This is a genomic window from Amphibacillus sediminis NBRC 103570, assembly GCF_001552275.1.
Taxonomy (GTDB): Bacteria; Bacillota; Bacilli; order Bacillales; family Amphibacillaceae; genus Amphibacillus_B; species Amphibacillus_B sediminis.
In genome coordinates this window covers 38,017-53,670 of the sequence record NZ_BCQW01000011.1, presented here as the reverse complement: position 1 = coordinate 53,670, position 15,654 = coordinate 38,017, and the positions used below count along the sequence as shown (strand labels likewise).

The window sequence follows — 15,654 nt, the reverse complement described above, 5'->3', positions numbered from 1 at the left end:
CTTTTAATTTAGAGGAGAATGAGCCTTGGAAAAGATAATTATAAAAGGTGGTCGTCGCTTATCTGGAACAGTAAAGATTGAAGGGGCAAAGAACGCCGTACTACCTGTTATTGCAGCAACGATAATGGCTAGCAGTGGCGAATCGAAAATTCATAACGTTCCAGCTTTGGCTGATGTTTATACCATGCATGATGTCTTAAAGCATATGAATGCGAAAGTGGAAATGAACCATGATACTATGGTGGTTAATGCGGTTAATCCGTTATTAACAGAAGCACCGTTAGAATATGTAACCAAAATGCGAGCGTCTTTTCTTGTGCTTGGCCCTTTGCTTGCACGCTATGGCCATGCCAAGGTTGCTTTGCCGGGTGGTTGTGCTATTGGATCCCGTCCAATTGACTTACACTTAAAGGGATTTGAAGCCATGGGAGCTAATGTCCATGTGGGCAATGGTTATGTCGAGCTCTATACCAACAAACCTTTGAGAGGTGCAAAGGTTTATTTAGATATGCCAAGTGTTGGCGCCACAGAGAATATTATGATGGCCGCAGCTCTAGCGAAGGGTAAGACGGTAATTGAAAATGCAGCTAAAGAGCCAGAAATTGTTGACTTGGCTAATTTCTTGAATAAAATGGGTGCAAGAGTGGTCGGTGCAGGGACCGAGCTTATCAAAATATATGGTGTGGAAAAACTGTCTGGTGCAGAGCATAGTATTATACCTGACCGAATTGAGGCGGGTACATTTATGGTTGCTGCGGCGTTAACAGCCGGTAATGTGCTTGTTGAAGGAGCGGAACCAGAGCATTTACGTTCATTGATTTCTAAGCTGGAAGAAATGGGCGTTGTTATTCATGAAGAGCATAATGGTTTACGAGTAATTGGTCCGGAGCAGTTAAAGGCTGTGGATATTAAAACATTGCCACACCCTGGCTTCCCAACAGATATGCAATCCCAGATGATGACATTAATGTTGCTTGCTAAAGGCACCAGTGTTATTACGGAAACGGTGTTTGAGAATCGGTTCATGCATGTTGAAGAGTTTCGACGCATGAATGCCAAAATGAAGATTGAAGGTCGAAGTGTGATTATTGAAGGTGAAGCAAACCTTCAAGGAGCAGAAGTGCAAGCAACAGACCTTCGAGCCGGTGCTGCTTTGGTTTTAGCGGGATTGGTCTCAGAAGGGTATACGCGTGTCACTGAATTAAAGCATATCGATCGGGGTTATGTTAATTTAGCTAGTAAATTAAAAGCTTTGGGAGCTGATATTGAACGTGTCAACGAGGCTGAGGTTGAACCTATTAAAGCGTCTAAATTAGGTAAAATATCCTCCCTGTAGAACTTTATTGATTAAGTAAAAGATTTGCTAAAGTTACTTATTTTAACTTTCACTCAGCAGAATTCTCCCACTTCTACTTCTATAAAGTGGTGAGATGAATGCCTATTTGTCTTCCATTCAATCCTCGATTGAATAAAGTTAAGGCCTCTGGCGAATGCGGCAGGTTATTAGCACTGCGCTAAAAAAGCTGCTGTGTTAGACGTAACACGGCTTTCATTGTGGTTAAGAGCGTTGGGAAGTATTTACTTCTTATGCTCTTTTTTTATTGCTTTGAGGTTGTTCAATACCTCGTCTCAGATAAGCAGCACTATTTACTTATCGTAGTTAGCTTTTTTCTAATGAAAAGTCGTCAGCAAATTTGGTCTAGCTTTAATCATTCGTGCATATGCTTTATTGTTACTGAAGAAGATTTTGATTGGAGGGCTCAATGATTCGACCATTAAAGCAAAAAGCTAACGTTATTAAACCTATTTTACTCATCATCATAACCATGACAGTCTTTATCCTTGGACTACCGAGTATGATTGTTTTACTAAGTTCAAAAGGGATGGAAGAAGAATCTTCTCCTACGACTTACCAAATGACTGAACCAGATTTAGAATCAGAGAGTGTTTTAACTGTAGATGTACAGCGCACAGCTACCGATAATGTTGAAACTGTTCCAATTGAACAGTATGTTGTTAGTGTGGTTGCCGCTGAGATGCCGGCAGAATTTGAAATGGAGGCATTAAAAGCCCAAGCATTAGCTGCCCGTACATATATTGTTCAATATATGCTAGCAACTGGTGCAAGTGAGAATCAAACAATTACTGATACTGTCCAACACCAAGTGTATCGCAATAAGGATGAATTAAAGGAGCTATGGGGCAAGGATTATACTTGGAAAATAGAAAAAATTACTGAAGCCGTCGCTGCTACATCAAGTGAAATTCTAACTTATGAGAATGTCCCGATTACACCTGCCTTTTTCTCAACAAGTAATGGTAAAACGGAAAATGCAGAAGACTACTGGGAAAATAATCAACCATATCTAGTTAGTGTTGATAGTCCATGGGATTTAGATTCTCCTAAGTTTTTAGATCAAAAAAGTATCCCAATTTCTGAAGTAGAGCAGCTATTGGGTATTCGATTAGATACACCAATATCTGAACCTCGTATAACCTATACATCGAGTGATCGTGTCCAAACAATTGAATTAGCTGGTCAAGTCTTTACCGGTAGAGAAATAAGAGAAAAGCTCGAGTTACGTTCAACAGACTTCACGATTGAACAAAAGGATGACCATCTTATCTTTACCACGAAAGGGTTTGGACATGGAGTGGGTATGAGCCAATATGGTGCGAATGGGATGGCTTTAGAAGGTAAGGATTACCAAGAAATTGTTGAACACTATTACCAAGGGGCTGAAATCTCAACCATTAATGAAACAACCCCAACCCTTGTTGTTAAAAAATAGATGTTTTTTTAAAATAAAATGTATATAACTTCCTCTTTCTGATCAGAATGGTTGCTGAGGTGATGAAAATGAAAGAGGAAAAACGTAGGTTCTCACACTACTGGAAACGTATCGTTAAGAAAAAAGGCTTTTTCCCGACTCTTTATCTTGTCATTGCAGCATTAATGTTAACGGGAGTGCTTTGGTATCAAAATATGGATCGTCTATCTGATACGCAGCCAAACCGTGATGTGAATTTACAAGATGAAATAAGAGGCGGGGATTTTGAGCAACCTTCAGATCCGGTCACTCATCCAGTCGAAAATGTTAACCTACCCATACTGGAAGATAGTGATTCTCAAATTGTAACGAAGTTCTATGATTATCAGCAATCGCAGGAAGAGCAACAACAGGCACTCGTATTCTACAACAATAAATATTACCAAAGTCAAGGCATTGATATTGCTGCAACTACCAGTGAGCCGTTACAAGTTGTTGCTGCTTTGAGTGGTGAAGTTGTAGAGGTAAAAGAGGATCCAATTTTAGGTTATGTTGTTCAGATTGAGCACGACCATGATGTGACAACCTACTATTCAAGTTTAACTGATGTTAGGGTAGAAGAGGGTCAGCAGGTTACGCAAGGTGAACTACTGGCACACGCTGGTACCAGCATCTTTGGTCAGGAAAAAGGAAGTCATGTTCACTTTGAACTTAGAAAAAATAGTCAAGCAGTAGATCCCGAAGCCTTCTTTGACCAACCCGTAACAAATGTTGCGGTCCATGAAGCGGAAGATGTAACGGATGAGGCTGATCAGGACGAAGAGTCTGAGACTGAGACGGATTTAGAATCCGGTAGAACAACGACACATACCTAAAATCTAAAAACTAGAGTCGAGCAAATCGGCTCTAGTTTTTTTATCGCAGTGTAACCACTCCCATATCAAGAAATCAGGGAACACGACATGTCTAAGTGGGAGATCCAACAGCCAGTAACGGCCCGATTGGTTCAACTAACGTTCAGTGGGGGAGAGAGGAAGCTGACTAAGTTCCGACGTCGTGTCAACTAGCACATCTAAGCGTCGAACCCCCCTCTGAACGAAGTTTCACTTTATATGAAAAATGATAATCATGGTTCGTAGTGACAAATACATTGATTTTTGTATTTTGCAGTACACATATTTATGATTTTTCCCGCGTATATTAATGGCACTCGACCTGACGAAATTAAGTATTTAATCGATTAGTATTAGGAAATTGATCGAATTTCATTTCGGGTTAAGGATCAAATCTCATTGTTGACTTATTCCACGACTTACCTTAGTAAAAACGATGCCTCAATCTACCTGTTCTGCTTCTCTCACCACGTTGTTTAAATATTGAAACAATATGATAAGAAAGTGTAAAGTGTCGATATAGTAAAATATTTGTCGAAAGAAAAGGTAAATAAAGCACTTGTAAAATTATGAGAATATGTGACAATATAGATAGATTAGGGATATAGATTGTTTTGGGGGAGGGGAGACCAGTGTCGAAATTTGAAAATTTACAGGTTCAAGCTGAGGCATTTGAACATAAAGATTTAAACGCAGAAGAATTTTATGCTTGGTTGATTGAGAACGTACCCAAAAGCAAACAATCCCAAATATTAAGAGACTATTTTATGATAACAAAAAATCCCTACTCAATGTGTATTGGGTTAGAATTTTTATTTATGCATGGCTATTATCAAGAGTTAAATGAATTAATCAAAAAAAATATTGATATACACAAGCATAATGAGTTAAACCAGAACTGGGCAAATCTCTTTAAATTAATTCTTGCTAAACAGCATCGTATTTATCCAATTGATTATATTTTGAAGCAAACACAGCTCATAAAAGCGATTGATTTACCCTTAAAGTGTTTGCGGGAACTATTTATTCTATCGATTTATTTCGATATTTTTGAATATGAGATAGTGGCTAATAAGTTAGATCATTTAAAAGTAGAGGTTCAAGCTGTTCAACATCCATTATTAGTACAATTATTTGGACAAAGATTAGATAGGATATTATTTTTTTATTATTGGAAAAGAAATGAAATGCTATTAGCTAGGAAGCATGGCTTTAGTGCACTATCTGAAATAAATAATCGTGTTCAGTTAGCAAACTTACATGTTAATTTTAGCTTATCATACATCTTTGATGATTTTGAGTCGTCTGTTTATCACTTAGAAGAAGCTTATAAAATTGCTACTGAGGAAAACATTACACGACTTATTCGACTTATTGAGAATCAAAATAAACCCTTTATATATGCTCATTTTAATCAGCCTGGGGACATAACTACACCGGATAAAAGTGAACAAGCTCATTTAGCCATTGCACGTGGTGAGTTTAAATGTGCTCAATCATTACTTTCAGAAGTTCCTGAAACCCCATTTACCAAATATTATTTGGGACGAGCTTATCAGGATCGGCGTATTTTACTTCAGGCTTATAATGATTTTATTGAGAAACGAAGTGATCATTTTTTTGCTCGTCTTCCTCTTGTTGCCTTGAAAAATTTATAGCCAGATTAACTATTACAAAAAGGAGGTGATAAAACATGAAACGGGCTATTATGTCATTGCTTCTAACTTTCTTTATTTCTATAGGCCTAACTATTGGACAAGCGGATAATCATGCACCAGACAGTGAAACTGAAACAGTGCAGCAGGATACGGGACATGTTAACCTATTCTGGGATCCAGGTCATGGTGATTCGATGTAATGTCAGAGAGAAACATTAGGAGCTTGGATAAGCTAGTAGATATTAATTAGGCAATGAGCTGTCGCAAAATGCATGGTATGCATTTGATGACAGCTCTTTTTTCTATGATAGGTTGCTCCTTTTTAAATTAGTTATTTTATCTCAGTGTAAGTTGGATCTCCCACTTAGACATGACGTGTTCCCTTATTTCTTGTAGTGGGAGTCTTACAGCCAGTTAAACTGCGATAAAATAGAATAAAACACCTCGAAAAGGTATACTTAGAAAGGCTTTTGAATGATATTTATGATTATAAAGTGATACCCTTAACAAATAATAATTATTACTACAAAGATTCTGTTATCAACTATTTGAGAAAAGATGATGTTACATTAGGTAACTGGTACAGTAAATATGGTCATTGATCAACGAAACGATCAATACGAGTAATGAATTGGACAAAAGCACAGAGCGCCCGTTTAAAAACGTAGCGACTCAGAATCAACTGAGATAAAGGAGTCACTGATAAAATTGATTTACTTCTATTAACCCCATGTTCAACATCCTTCTTTGAAAAATTTTAAAATCAAATTACAATGTTTCTGCCCAAGAGATTAATTAGTGTCTGTCTCTCCTCAGCCTATGCAATCTCCATATTATTTAAATCGATAATTTTCGGGTAGTGACAGAGAACCGTCCCTTGTCCCAGGTGTCAACAATATAATAATATTATTTACAATATTCTACCTTTTAAGGAACAAAATAAAAGAATAATTGTTATAATAACAGTAATGACCTGATATGATATGAGTAGAATAATAGGAGGTAAAATTGTGGAGAGATTAATAGCCTGTAATTATGAATATGATGAAAAGATTAGCTTCGCCCTGCAACAAAACCATGTACCGTTTATGAAGCGCTTATCCATTGAAAACATAAGTGAGGAGAAGCACCATGATATTAAAATAGAGTTATCCTCTAACCCTTCGTTCTTTGAACCCGAAACCATACACATTGAAGTATTAAATCCCGAAGAAACTATAGAAATCCATCCTGACATTCCATTATCAGCGGATTATCTTATAAACCTAGATGAAAGTATCACAGGACATTTCAGTTTAAAAATTAGAATCGGGGACAAGGAAGCATATCAAAAAAAGCTTCCAGTGGATATTCTCTCCTTTGATTCATGGCCAGGCGCTAACGTAATCCCTGAGATTATCTCAAGCTTCGTTACGCCTAATCGACCCTTTGTGATGGACATTATTAAACAAGCTTCCAAGATCATGCAAGAGAAAAGCGACACAAATGCTATGGATGGCTATCAAAGTGGGGACCCTAACCGTGTTATTGCACAGCTTTCTGCTATTTATTCTGCCATTCAATCTCAGGAAATTTCCTATGCCAATCCCCCTGCCAGCTTTGAGACCCAGGGACAGAAAATTCGTTTCCCTGACATAATAAAGGAACATAAGTTAGGTACCTGCTTGGACTTAACACTGTTATATGCGGCATGTGCAGAGTCGATAGGTATTCATCCACTTATCGTTTTTTTCCGTGGCCACGCCTATCCTGCTTTCTGGTTAAAGGAATATAGCTCCCCAGATAGTTTTCAGGATGACAAGAGTTTGCTAACAAAAAGTATGGCAAGCGGAATACATGATATTATCGCTGTAGAATCAACATTATTAACTAATGAAAAGTCTACATTCCATAGTGCTGTTCAATCTGCAGAAAGTACCCTGAACAAGCCAGGTTACTTCGACTTTTTTGTGGACATCCATAGAAGCAGAATCGGTCAAATAAAACCACTCTCTCTAAAAAATAATGTCGGGTCTAATATCCAAATCGCAGTTCAACCTGCTGAGCCTGTCAGAATAAATAATCACTTTAGCTTCGAGAAAGTTGATATCATTCCGGAAGAGGAGCAGTCGCCAGACCAAAGCAATGAAGATAAGATTACTTATTGGCAAAATAAATTAATTGATATGAGTTTACGTAATAATTTGCTGAATTATCGCATTCATACCCAGGGTGTTCCAGTAGTTACATCGGGACTTGATGAGGTTGAGGATATCCTTTCCATGGGAAAAAAAGTATTTATCGAACCTTTACCAAACGAATGGCGGCATAAGGTCAGAGATTTTAAAGACCAAAAAGAACTATTGAACAGCAAAATTTTAGCAGATGATATGAAAAACAATAGACTAAGAGCTGTATTGCCTGACGTCAAATTAGAAAAAGAGCTCATTAAGCTATACAGGAAATCCAAAAATACGCTTGAGGAGACTGGAGCCAACTCCTTATTTATTGCACTAGGGTTCTTAAAATGGTATGACCCTAAATCCTATTCCAAAGAACGGTTTGCGCCCATTTTGCTCCTGCCGATAGATCTTGTCCGGCTATCTGCAAAAAAAGGCTATTACATAAGAGCACGAGACGAAGAAATCCTAATTAATATCTCCTTAATTGAGTATCTAAAGCAGACCTTTGGTATCGATGCATCAAGGCTATACAACATACCTCAAGATGAACATGGTGCTGATGTCAGAAAAGTACTGACAACTATGCGGCGAATTATTATGCAAATGAAAAGCTGGGATGTTTACGAAAATGCAAGCATCGGTGTTTTTTCTTTTTCCAAATTCGTTATGTGGAATGACCTTGTCAACCATTCCGATCAGCTCAAAGAAAACAAAGTAGTTAAAAGCTTGGTGGAAGGAAACTACCTTGGAAAGCGGAATGAATCTTTCTCCGGTTCCTTGACAACAAAAGAGGATGAGGAAGCGAAGATATTTGCACCATTAAGTTCAGACAGCTCACAGACTGAAGCCATCCTAGCAACGGCAGAGGATAATAGTTTTGTCTTGCATGGACCTCCAGGCTCAGGTAAGTCACAAACAATTACAAACATGATTTCTCACGCACTCGCAACAGGAAAAACAGTGCTATTCGTTGCAGAAAAAATGGCTGCCTTAAATGTGGTGCAAAATCGATTGGAGTCTATTGGCCTAGCAGATTTCTGTCTAGAAGTTTACTCAAACAAGGGGCAGAAAAAAGATATATTAATACAGCTGGAACGTTCTTTTGAAGCCCAAAGGAATGTGAAAGGAACAAATTGGTATGAGAAGTTTGAAGAAGTAAAAGTACTAAAAAAAGAGTTAAATAGGTATGTACACGATCTTCATCAAAATACTTCGCTTGGCCAAAGTATTTTTGAAATGATTGAAACATATTCAAATCTATCTGCTCCTAAAGAGATGATTGCATTTGATCGAGATTATGTGATGGAAATGAATGAAGTAAAACTCCGCCATACGAAGCAAACCATAGAAGACTTAGAAATTATTGCTGAGACTTGTGGCAATGTGACAGAAAATCCGTGGTTGAGAATAAGGCAAACCAACTACTCGCTTGCTCTACAGGATACCCTCAAGCAAGAATTATCATTAATAGAAGTTGATACAGAAAAGCTTATCCAATTAGACATAAGCTTGACTGAGATGGAATTAACACATGAACGCAAAGACCATAGCTGGTACTTATTTATTTATAAGATCATTCCTTTACTTAAGGACATACCAGATGCAGAAATAGAGATTTTGGGCAATGAGAACTTTGACAAATTGAAGAAAGAAATCATAGAAGTTACTACTGTAGGACGTGAACTTAATGATGCGTCAGATAAGATAGCAGAACGGTTCGACCACTCGATTTTAAAGCTTGATTCAGAGGCATTGTTGCAGAGTTTCCGATTAGCTGAGAACAGCTGGTTCCTTAAAAAAATGCTAGAAAAAGGGAAAATCAAGAAGGAATTTAAGAAATTCCTAAAGACCAATGATAAGATCGAAACGGATGAGATCGAAACAATTATTAATTCAATTCGAGAGATTAAGCACAGGAAAGAATTCTTAAAACAGAATGAAGATATGATGAAGCAGTACTTCCCTAATCTTTGGCAGCATGTAGATGGAAATTGGCGTGGGATAGAAAAAGCTGTGGAATGGATGACAGATGTACGTACTTTAATCCGTACACTGCTGAAATCATCACACGAATCACTTCCGGTTATTGCAAATTTGCTACAAACCAATAAACAGAGCTTCTTTAATCAACAGATAAAGTTACAAATGGACAACTTTACCAACGGTTATAAAGCCATAATGGTAAGCTGGGATAAAATCGAGCAAGAGTTGCTTGCTGAAAATCTTCATGAACCTGATATGGAAAATTGGGCTATTAATAGTAAGAATAAAGCTGTCCGTTTAATGGAAGCATTGCCAGAACTGAAAGATAACTGTAAGCTTGCCAGCGTGATAAAAGAAGCAGAAGAATTGAAACTTGATAATATAACGACAGCATATCTTGCCGGCAGTCTCCATCATGATGAACTTCTTTCTACTTATTTATATGGATTCTACCGTTTAAGAATTGACGGAGAAATCTCAGCAAGAGCAGAGTTATCACAGTTTTCGAAAGCAAGCTTTGAGAATAAACTCGACAAATTTAATGCCTTTGACGATGAACTTAGTGAGTTAACCAAACTCGAAGTCTATGTTAAGTTAATGAGCCGTGTACCGGACTTATTGCATAATACCATTGCAAACTCTGAACCTGGCATCTTGGCTAAAGCCATCAAGAGCAAAGGACGCGGCATAGCAATTCGCCAATTATTTCAAAGGATTAAAAATCTTTTACCGAAAATTAAACCTTGTATGCTAATGAGTCCGTTATCTGTTGCACAATACTTAGACCCGTCTTTTCCTAAATTTGATTTAGTTATTTTCGATGAAGCCTCTCAGTTACCTACTAGCGAAGCAATTGGTGCAATGGGGAGAGGTAAAAATGTCATCGTGGTAGGCGATCCTAAGCAGTTACCACCGACAAACTTCTTTGGGGCAAAACAGGAAGAAGAAAACTTTGATTTACAGGATATGGAGAGTGTACTTGATGATACTCTGGCAGTACAACTACCGCAAAAACACCTGAGATGGCATTATCGAAGTGAACATGAAAGCTTAATCTCTTTTTCAAACCATCACTTCTACGACAATAAATTGGTCACTTTTCCATCTGTCGATGATATTAACTCTAGAGTGACATTTAATAATGTTGAAGGTATCTATGATCGTGGCAAGACGAAGCAGAACATACAGGAAGCTGAGGCTATCGTCAACGAAATCTTTACAAGGCTAAGGAACCCGACAAAGCAGCATGAGAGTATTGGTGTTGTCACCTTCAGTCAGCCACAACAAACATTGATCGAAGACATGATCGACGAGAGACTTAGACAAGACTCCTCCCTAGAAAAATATTTTACTGATGAGGTGGAGGAACCCGTCTTTGTTAAGAACCTAGAAAATGTTCAAGGCGATGAACGTGACATTATTTTGTTTACAGTTGGCTATGGACCTGATCACACCGGAAATATGACCATGAATTTCGGTCCATTAAATCGTGAAGGAGGTTGGCGCCGTCTTAACGTAGCAGTCTCCCGCGCTAAAAGGGAAATGATTATTTATGCGTCTATGGAACCAGATAAAATCAACCTATCCCGCACTAAGGCTGATGGAGTCCGTAGCTTAAGGGCGTTTATGACTTTTGCCAAAAGAGGAAAAATTCCTACAGAGGTAAATAGTGAGGCAAACAGAAAACTTGTAAACTCTACCGTCATTATTCCGAAAATAAAAGAAGCTCTAAAGCAACATGGTTATCAAGTAGAGACGAACGTAGGCAACAGTGATTTCAAAGTAGATTTAGCAGTACTAGACGGTCATAATAAGGGAAAGTATCTTGCTGCTATACAAGTAGACGGTCATCGTTATGCAGAATTTACAACCACCAGGGACCGCAACAAACAGGGCGATCTTATGTTGAAAAGATTGGGGTGGCATATTATTAAAGTATGGTCCATTGAATGGTGGCACAATGAAGAGAAACAAATGGAAGAACTACTAGCTCAACTACAACAAATTGAACAAGATAAGCGGGACACAACCAAAGTGACAAAAGTCGATTCAAAAAAAGAGCAAACATCCATACATGATAAAATCAGTAACCTTACCATATCTGTCGAAACGAAGCAAACTAGCTATTTTGAGCCCGCTCAGTTAGAAGATGTAGAATTACCTAACGATTTATTTTACACGTTTGAAGGTAAACCTGTCATTCAAGAACAGATCAAACAGATTATAAATAAAGAAGCGCCTGTTAGCTTTTCGAGTTTAACCAAAACTATTCTAAACGCTTGGGGATTCTCTAGAAGTGGTGCCAAGCTGGAAATGGTGCTCCAAGATGCATTGGTAGGATTAAAGGTCTTCCAAACTACAGAAGAGAAAGGCACATTCCTGTGGGCGGACAAAGAGCAGTCCAACTCCTATAACGACTTTCGTATGAAAGATCAGTACCGAAGAGATTTGCAAGATATTAGTAAGATAGAATATGCTAATGGTGTCCTAAACATTATGAAGACGGCATTACGTTTACCAAAAGCCGATTTAATCAGGGAAATTTCTAAACAACTTGGTTATAATCGTACAACCTCTAATACAGAAATGTACGTGCAGGAAGCTATTAACTTAAACGTAAAAAAAGGCTTCATGACAGAAGATAGAGCAGGTAATTTGGAGTATGTAGAGGTGTAAGTTTACAGGAAAGCTTTTAAAATGGCTCTACGTCAAATGTGGGAGTGTAATAAAAACTGTGTAAGTAAGAAATGCATACGGTTTCTTACTCACACAGTTTTTTTATTTGGTAGAATAATAAATATAAAGCTAGAGGAGTGTTTTAAATGGGCAAACCTAAAAGAGATCCTAACTCCGTAGAATTAGCTAACAAGATTATTGAACAGTATCAACCAAAATCTGTAGAAGATATGCAACATGCATTAAAGGACATATTCGGACCGATGTTTGAATCGATGTTAAAAGGTGAAATGAATCATCATTTGGGCTATGAATCCAATGATAAGGGAGAAAAAGAAACAAACAATAGACGGAACGGGTACGGAAAAAAGAAAGTCAAAACGACTGCTGGCGAAGTGGATATTGCCGTACCTCGTGATCGTGACGGTTCATTTGAACCAACTTATTCCAAAGCGTAAAAGAGATGTTTCTGCCATCGAGGATAAAGTCATCTCCATGTATGCAAGAGGAATGTCTCAGCGAGATATTTCATCTACGATAGAAGATATCTATGGATTCTCCGTGTCTCATGAAATGATATCCGATATTACAGATACTGTGCTTCCTGATTTAGAAGAGTGGCAAAGTCGCCCTTTAAGCAACTGTTATCCTTTTGTGTTCGTAGATTGCCTTTATACGACCGTACGTAACGACTACGAGACAAAGAAATACGCTGTTTATACTATGTTAGGCTATACCATGGAAGGAAAGAAAGACATTCTTGGTCTATGGTTAAATGAAATGGAAAGTAAGCATAAATGGATGCAAATTTTTGATGAAATAAAAGCTCGTGGTGTAGAAGATATTTTCTTTATTTCCATGGATGGAGTAAGTGGATTAGAAGATGGAGCTCGTGCTATTTTCCCACAAGTAATCGTGCAACGCTGCATCGTTCATCTCATTCGAAATTCAATTAAGTACGTACCAAGTAAAGACTATAAACCTTTCACGGCTGCCTTAAAAAAGGTGTATAGTGCACCAAGTCTTAAGGCTTGTCATAGTGCATTCGAAAGCTTTCAACAACAATGGTCTGCCTATCCAGGAGCTATTGATGTATCGAAACGAAAACGTCTCCCATGTGGAACAACTATTTGATTATGGAAGTGCCCTACGCAAAGTCATGTACACTACCAATGCGGTAGAAAGCATACATTCCAGCTTTAGAAAAGTGACTAAAAAAGGAGCATTCCCAAATGAGAACGCTCTTCTAAAAGTATTATATTTACGATCGAAAGAACTTGAAAACAAGTGGGAAAGTGGCCATATTCAACAATGGGCAATGGTGATGAACCAGGTATTAATCCATGACCATCTTAATGAACGTGTGTTGAAGTATTTAAAATAACTTACACACTTTTCTTGACAAGCCCTCAAATGTTGGGGTGGCGATTATATTTCGCCACTTTACCCAACATGTAACCCAACTTCTTTATACTGTCTTGCTAATAAGATCTTTGCCCTAAAACGTTTAAAACTCCTAAAACCATATGCATTTCTCTTCATAACCTTCGTGGTATTATTAATCCCTCTAAGAAGCCGTTAGAATAGTCATATACAAAACTATTTAATATTTCTACCTGCCAGTTTTGAAACGTCTTGATACTAATCATTTCAGGAATTCCTGAGTTTATTACCTTTTGGTAAAAGGATTGTAGACCTTCTTTTACTTGGACTATTTGCTCTTTACCGATTAATTTTGCTATATCAAACCATTCTCGATAGGCTTCCTATAATTCGTAGGCCTCTCTTAACTCTGTAGACAGGTTTAAATAACTTTCTAAATGCCAAAGCTCATCTTCTTTTAATCGATCCTTCGCTTTATGAAAGACATGTTTCATACGTTTACACTTCTTCCGATCATAATCATGAAAGCTGAGGGGCGGAAAGGTGTCGCAAGATTGGTCTAAATATGAGCTTTCTAAGAAAGGTATACTATTAATGACTTAATCTGATACAACATTTAGACTTGATCTTCTAATTGTATGAGTAAAATTAATGTGGGCAAAAAACTAAACCCGATGTTGTAGTGAAGGATTAGGAAATCGTTCACTACAACATCGGGGCACCAAGAGAAAGCGCGGTAGATTTGTAAGCATATTACATGATAAAGATGGTGACTCCTTGGTAAAATCATAGTCGACAAAACAAGATCACACACAATGGAGAAAATCCTCATGCAGAAGAATACCACAAAATACCCAAATTTAAAACAAATTGAGCATTTCGTTTGGAGACAATTACAGGAAACTTTTTCAGTCGTCATGAAAAAGTTGTTAGAGGATCTGGATCAACAAATCGCACAGGAAAAAACAGAAACAGACTTTTGGATAAACGGAAAACCCATATAGATATCCTCTTTGGACAAGTCGAAAAATAGAGAAACTATTATCGAGATCGAGAAAAGGAGGCGTACGTATCTCTCCTAGATCGTTACCTTGCATTTGAAGGGGCAGGGAATGTTAGTCCACTTCTTGAAGAAGCAGCCATCGAACTGGCGATAACAGGCCCATCCTACCGAAAGAAAGGCAGCCGATACACTTGAAACGCTCTTGGGCTACCGAGTGATCAGTCATGAAGCGATAAGGCAACATCTCGTTCACATTTCCACCATTCCCAAAGCAAAGCGCCTGTTCACGGCCCTGTTTTATTTGTCGAGGTGGACGGTTTATATGTGAAGCGTCAAGGCAAAGGAAAACGAGGAAAAGAAGAAAAAATAGCGGCCGTTCATCAAGGTTGGGAAGTGAATGGAAAACGTGTAAGTCTCAAGACGAAACGGCACTTTGTTCATCGTGGGAAACAGCCGTTTTGGCAAGCATTTGAGGGGTTTTTGATAGAAACCTTTGAGTATGGTCCCACCGTCCATAAATTGGTGATAAACGGGGATGGGGTCGGATAGATCTATGCATGTCGAGAACATATTCAAGGAAGAGCGTTCTTTTCGATTGACCGTTTCCATGTGGCAAGAGAGATTCGAAGTCTGTTTCTGCTACCGCTAAATCCAAAAGGCGTTAGCCTCGTATGACAGCCAGAAACTGATGACCGAACTAAATAGTGCAGTTGGCACGCTAGAGAAAGAGGAGCAGGAAGAACGACTCGACCAACTGATACACCAACTAGAAAAGTATCCAGAAGCCCTAGGAGATTACCGAGACTGGCTGAAAGAACAAGGCATAGTTTAGAAGTTGTAAACGCTTCATATCAGTGCCTATCCTGGCAAGGCGCTATAAGGATATCGGATCGCATGTTGATTAGAATTGCAAAGCTTAATCCTAACTTTGACGTAGAACCATTATTTTAACGATAGAATTAAGTCAGTCGCTCCCTCCGCATATGAAAACTCCCCATTATCCATCTAAATCACGCATAATCAAGCGCTTTAACTAATAAAATGATACAAACTACACAAAGACGGTCTGAGGCTTTGCCACCGAAGTAATTAAGTCAATTCGTGCTATTCACCCTTCCCCCACCT

The 15,654-nt window shown here is 38.2% G+C and carries 8 protein-coding genes and 3 pseudogenes; 10 read left to right on the top strand and 1 reads right to left on the bottom strand.

Features of this window, described 5'->3' with window-relative positions; all coding sequences use genetic code 11:
- Positions 1 to 25: 25 nt before the first annotated feature.
- The 7 genes and pseudogenes from murA (at position 26) to ASE01S_RS08590 (ending at position 13,527) form a co-directional block, all read left to right on the top strand.
- Positions 26 to 1,336 (top strand): UDP-N-acetylglucosamine 1-carboxyvinyltransferase, encoded by a 1,311-nt coding sequence (gene murA / locus ASE01S_RS08615; protein ID WP_067841057.1) that lies wholly within the window; start codon positions 26 to 28, stop codon positions 1,334 to 1,336.
- Positions 1,337 to 1,763: 427 nt separating this feature from the next.
- A complete protein-coding gene (gene spoIID, locus ASE01S_RS08610) occupies positions 1,764 to 2,792 on the top strand; it encodes a stage II sporulation protein D (protein ID WP_067841055.1) in 1,029 nt (342 codons plus the stop codon).
- Between the two features lie 68 nt (positions 2,793 to 2,860).
- Positions 2,861 to 3,646: a stage II sporulation protein SpoIIQ gene (spoIIQ, locus tag ASE01S_RS08605; protein ID WP_067841053.1), complete on the top strand. Its 786-nt coding sequence runs from the start codon at positions 2,861 to 2,863 to the stop codon at positions 3,644 to 3,646.
- Positions 3,647 to 4,296: 650 nt separating this feature from the next.
- Positions 4,297 to 5,322, top strand: a complete 1,026-nt coding sequence (locus ASE01S_RS08600; protein ID WP_067841050.1) for an AimR family lysis-lysogeny pheromone receptor — start codon at positions 4,297 to 4,299, stop codon at positions 5,320 to 5,322.
- Positions 5,323 to 5,357: 35 nt separating this feature from the next.
- On the top strand, positions 5,358 to 5,522 hold the full coding sequence (locus ASE01S_RS15795; RefSeq protein WP_157065178.1) for a hypothetical protein: 165 nt from the start codon (positions 5,358 to 5,360) through the stop codon (positions 5,520 to 5,522).
- 810 nt (positions 5,523 to 6,332) lie between these two features.
- Complete coding sequence (proA, locus tag ASE01S_RS08595; RefSeq protein WP_067841048.1) at positions 6,333 to 12,143, top strand: anti-phage protein ProA; 5,811 nt, start codon at positions 6,333 to 6,335, stop codon at positions 12,141 to 12,143.
- Between the two features lie 146 nt (positions 12,144 to 12,289).
- Positions 12,290 to 13,527 (top strand): annotated as a pseudogene (locus ASE01S_RS08590) (IS256 family transposase).
- A gap of 59 nt (positions 13,528 to 13,586) precedes the next feature.
- On the opposite strand, the pseudogene ASE01S_RS16180 reads toward ASE01S_RS08590, so the two are convergent.
- Positions 13,587 to 14,053 (bottom strand): annotated as a pseudogene (locus ASE01S_RS16180) (ISL3 family transposase); the annotation flags it as partial.
- A gap of 303 nt (positions 14,054 to 14,356) precedes the next feature.
- Here ASE01S_RS16180 and ASE01S_RS16350 point away from each other — a divergent pair.
- The 3 genes and pseudogenes from ASE01S_RS16350 to ASE01S_RS16340 all read left to right on the top strand — a co-directional run bounded on the left by ASE01S_RS16350 (position 14,357) and on the right by ASE01S_RS16340 (position 15,361).
- Entirely contained in the window at positions 14,357 to 14,530 is a 174-nt protein-coding gene (locus ASE01S_RS16350; protein WP_281176896.1) for a hypothetical protein, read from the top strand.
- Positions 14,531 to 14,619: 89 nt separating this feature from the next.
- Positions 14,620 to 15,078: pseudogene (locus tag ASE01S_RS16345) on the top strand (UPF0236 family transposase-like protein); the annotation flags it as partial.
- 100 nt (positions 15,079 to 15,178) lie between these two features.
- Complete coding sequence (locus tag ASE01S_RS16340; RefSeq protein WP_373277943.1) at positions 15,179 to 15,361, top strand: UPF0236 family transposase-like protein; 183 nt, start codon at positions 15,179 to 15,181, stop codon at positions 15,359 to 15,361.
- Positions 15,362 to 15,654: the final 293 nt, after the last annotated feature.

Excerpts from the sequence above, each read along its gene's own strand:
- spoIID (WP_067841055.1), top strand. The coding sequence starts at position 1,764 with ATGATTCGACCATTAAAGCAAAAAGCTAACGTTATTAAACCTATTTTA.
- spoIIQ (WP_067841053.1), top strand. The coding sequence starts at position 2,861 with ATGAAAGAGGAAAAACGTAGGTTCTCACACTACTGGAAACGTATCGTT.
- ASE01S_RS15795 (WP_157065178.1), top strand. The coding sequence starts at position 5,358 with ATGAAACGGGCTATTATGTCATTGCTTCTAACTTTCTTTATTTCTATA.
- ASE01S_RS16350 (WP_281176896.1), top strand. The coding sequence starts at position 14,357 with ATGCAGAAGAATACCACAAAATACCCAAATTTAAAACAAATTGAGCAT.